The sequence below is a fragment of the Terriglobales bacterium genome (genome assembly GCA_035543055.1).
GTDB lineage: Bacteria > Acidobacteriota > Terriglobia > Terriglobales > Acidobacteriaceae > JAIQFD01.
Map to the genome: position 1 here is coordinate 1 of DATKKJ010000249.1, position 3,321 is coordinate 3,321.

Here is a 3,321-nt window from a genome sequence, read left to right on the forward strand (position 1 = left end):
TCAGGGCACCGACCGGGCAGATGTCGATGCACATGCCGCACTCTTCGCACTCCAGGTGGTCGCCCTTGTTGGGCGCGATGACCGACGACGACCCACGCTGCTGGATGCCAAGCGCCCACACGTCCATGCCCTCGCCGCAGATGCGCACGCAGCGGTAGCAAAGGATGCAGCGCGGGCGGTCGAAATACACCACCGGCGACCACTGCTGCTCCTCGCGGTGGTTCTTGGGGTCGATGAGCAGGGACTCGGCCGCGCCGTAGCTGAAGGTCATGTCCTGGAGTTCGCACTCGCCGCCCGCATCGCAGACCGGGCAGTCGAGGGGATGGTTCTGGAGCACCATCTCCAGCATCGCCTTGCGGGCCTGCTTGATCTCGTCGGACTCGGTGGTGACGATCATGCCCTCGCTGATGACCGTGGTGCAGGCGGTCTGCAGCTTGGGCATCTTCTCGACCTTCACCAGGCACATGCGGCAGGCGCCCTGGAGCGAGAGGCCGGGGTAGTAACAGAAAGACGGGACCTCGATGCCCACCCGCTTGCAGGCCTCGATGAGCAGCGTGCCGGCAGGGGCCGTGACCTTCTTGCCGTCGACCGTAATATTTACATCTGCCATGAAGAGCTCAGCTTTGAGATTGCTTCCATGCGTGCCTGTAATCTTCTTTGCGATAGAACGGCCATACTTCGATATCCCCGGAGCTGTTTGTCTGACGCCTACGCGTGTCAAAGACCTCAGCGACCTTCGACACCCAAGTACCAGGCACGCCGATCCACTCATACTCAAGCGTCGAACTCAAGAACTTCAGGTACCGATGAAACTCCTTCGCTAGCCGATAGTCCTTCCGTAATGCGGGGTCGATGCGATGCTCCCGGTAATCGGAATACAACATCCACACCGGCGGCAGTAGCTCTGACAGCACAGGGTCATGTTTTTCAATTGGCCAGTTTTCTTCGAACTCATTGTTGGTGATCCGGCCTTTATAGAAGTCGAGCAGCAACTGCGCTGCTTTTCGTCTTTTCTCCATTGCAACCATCAGTGTGAAAATACCGGTAGGATTTCGATTTGTTTTGTCTCCCCGAAAGGACACGGCTTACCTTCGAGATGATCTTCGAATTCTTTCCTGAACTTCTTCACGAACGCGATGGTAGGCATGGCGGCTGCGTCGCCCAGCGGACAGAAGGTCCGGCCGAGCATGTTCTCGGCCAGGTACTGGATGTTGTCGATGTCCTTCTTGACGCCGCCGCCGTTGTGGAAGCGCACCAGCGTCTTCTTCAGCCAGTCGGTGCCCTCGCGGCAGGGAATGCACCAGCCGCAGCTTTCGTGCTGGTAGAACTTCATGATCCGCATGGCCAGCTTCACGATGCAGGTGTGGTCATCGATGACCACGACGCCGCCCGAGCCGAGCATGGAGCCCGCTTTGGCCACCGCATCGAAGTCCATGGCGATGTCCACCTCGTCCGCGGTGAGCACCGGTGTGGATGAGCCCCCGGGAATCACGCCCTTGAGTTTGTGTCCCTTCCAGATGCCGCCGCCGACGTCGTAGACCATCTTCTTGAGGTTGTAGCCCATGGGCAGCTCGTACACACCGGGCTTCTCGATCTGCCCGCTGAGGCAGAACAGGCGGGTGCCGCCGTTCTTGGGCGTGCCCAGGCCGGCATACCACTCGCCGCCGCCGAGGATGATGTGGGGGACGTTGGCCAGGGTTTCGGCGTTGTTGATGATCGTCGGGCCGCCGTACAGGCCGACCACGGCAGGGAAGGGGGGACGGATGCGCGGCACGCCGCGCTTGCCCTCCAGCGATTCCATCAACGCCGATTCTTCGCCGACCTCGTAGGCGCCGGCGCCGCCGTGCCAGTACACGTCGAAGTCCTTGCCGCTGCCGAAGATGTTCTTTCCCAGGAAGCCGCGGGTGTAGGCGTCCTTCAACGCCTTCTGCATGATGTTCGACAGGTAGCGATACTCGCCGCGGATGTAGATGTAGCCGACCTTGGCCTCGATGGAGAGGCCGGCGATGACCACGCCTTCGATGACCGAGTGCGGATCATGCTCGAAGATGAGGCGGTCTTTGCAGGTGCCGGGCTCGCTCTCGTCGCCGTTGCAGAGCACGTACTTAGGCTTGGGCGACTGCTTGGGGACGAATGACCACTTCATGCCCGCGGGGAAGCCGGCGCCGCCGCGGCCGCGCAGGCTCGACGCCTTCACCTCGTTGATGATGGCGTCGGGGGCCATGCTCAGCGCCTTCTGCACGGCCTTGTAGCCGTCCAGCTCCAGGTAGCGGTCGATGTCGGTGGCGCCCTTGCCGAAGCGCTTGCTGACGACCCGTACCTCGTCGGGATGGCTTACCAGATCTGCCATGGCTGATTTGCGATTTCTGATTTGTGATTAGCGATTTCGGAAATCCGCGCAAATCACAAATCGCAAATCACAAATCGAAAGTCATTGCGCGGCCTTCTTTCTGTAGGTGTCCAGCACCTCGTCCATCTTCTCCGGCGTCAGGTTCTCGTGGAAGTCGTAGTTGACCTGAGCGGCCGGGGCCCAACTGCAGGCGCCGATGCACTCCACCTCCTCCAGCGAGAACACGCCATCCGGCGTCGTGCCCTTGTGCGCGATGCCCAGCTTCTCCTTGCAGTGCTCGAAGACTCCTTCAGCGCCGCGCGCCATGCAGCTCACGTTGGTGCAGACTTGCACGTTGTACTTGCCACGCGGCTTGGTGGTGAGCATCGAGTAGTACGAGATCACGTTGCGGATCTCGAGCACCGGCAGGTCGAGGCGGTGGGCGATCTCTTCGATGGCCTCTTCGGTCAGGTAGCCGAGTTCGTCCTGCATGTAGAGGAGAGTCGGGACCAATACCGAGCGCTTGATCGGGTAATGCGTGAGCATCTCCGCGAAGCGCTGCTCGAATTCGTCTGAGAACTTCATGAAAGTGCGATTTGTATCCGCTTTCCTATCACTTCAGCCTAGCCCGTTCGCGGCAATGCACGAAACAGCTTAACGATCCGGTTGGCAAAACTCCTTGTCCGTTGCCGCAGCTCTTCAGGATCGCCACTCACGGTTCACCTGCTTACTTTGCAAATTGCACTTTACAAATTACAAATCACCGGTCTACATCTCCCAGAACAATGTCGATACTGCCGATGGCGGCGACGACGTCAGCGATCAGGTTTCCTTCACACAGCTTGGCCAGTGTCTGCAGGTTGGCGAATGAGGCCCCGCGCATGTGGACGCGGTACGGCTTGGCGGTGCCGTCGGAGACGACGTAATAGCCCATCTCGCCGCGGGGCGATTCGATGGCCTGGTACACCTCGCCGGCGGGGACGGCAAAACCC

Annotated in this window: 5 protein-coding genes; all 5 read right to left on the minus strand. The window is 60.3% G+C overall.

The window, feature by feature from the left end; all coding sequences use genetic code 11:
- Nucleotides 1-610, minus strand: a 610-nt coding sequence (locus tag VMS96_15740) for a 2Fe-2S iron-sulfur cluster-binding protein (GenBank protein HVP44877.1), incomplete at its 3' end; no start/stop codon positions are given.
- A gap of 7 nt (nucleotides 611-617) precedes the next feature.
- On the minus strand, nucleotides 618-1,019 hold the full coding sequence (locus VMS96_15745) for a hypothetical protein (protein HVP44878.1): 402 nt from the start codon (nucleotides 1,017-1,019) through the stop codon (nucleotides 618-620).
- Between the two features lie 8 nt (nucleotides 1,020-1,027).
- Nucleotides 1,028-2,350: an NADH-quinone oxidoreductase subunit NuoF gene (nuoF, locus tag VMS96_15750; GenBank protein ID HVP44879.1), complete on the minus strand. Its 1,323-nt coding sequence runs from the start codon at nucleotides 2,348-2,350 to the stop codon at nucleotides 1,028-1,030.
- An 81-nt stretch (nucleotides 2,351-2,431) separates the two neighbouring features.
- On the minus strand, nucleotides 2,432-2,914 hold the full coding sequence (locus VMS96_15755) for an NAD(P)H-dependent oxidoreductase subunit E (protein ID HVP44880.1): 483 nt from the start codon (nucleotides 2,912-2,914) through the stop codon (nucleotides 2,432-2,434).
- A gap of 175 nt (nucleotides 2,915-3,089) precedes the next feature.
- The coding region (locus tag VMS96_15760; protein HVP44881.1) for an NADPH-quinone oxidoreductase at nucleotides 3,090-3,321 on the minus strand (232 nt) is incomplete at its 5' end.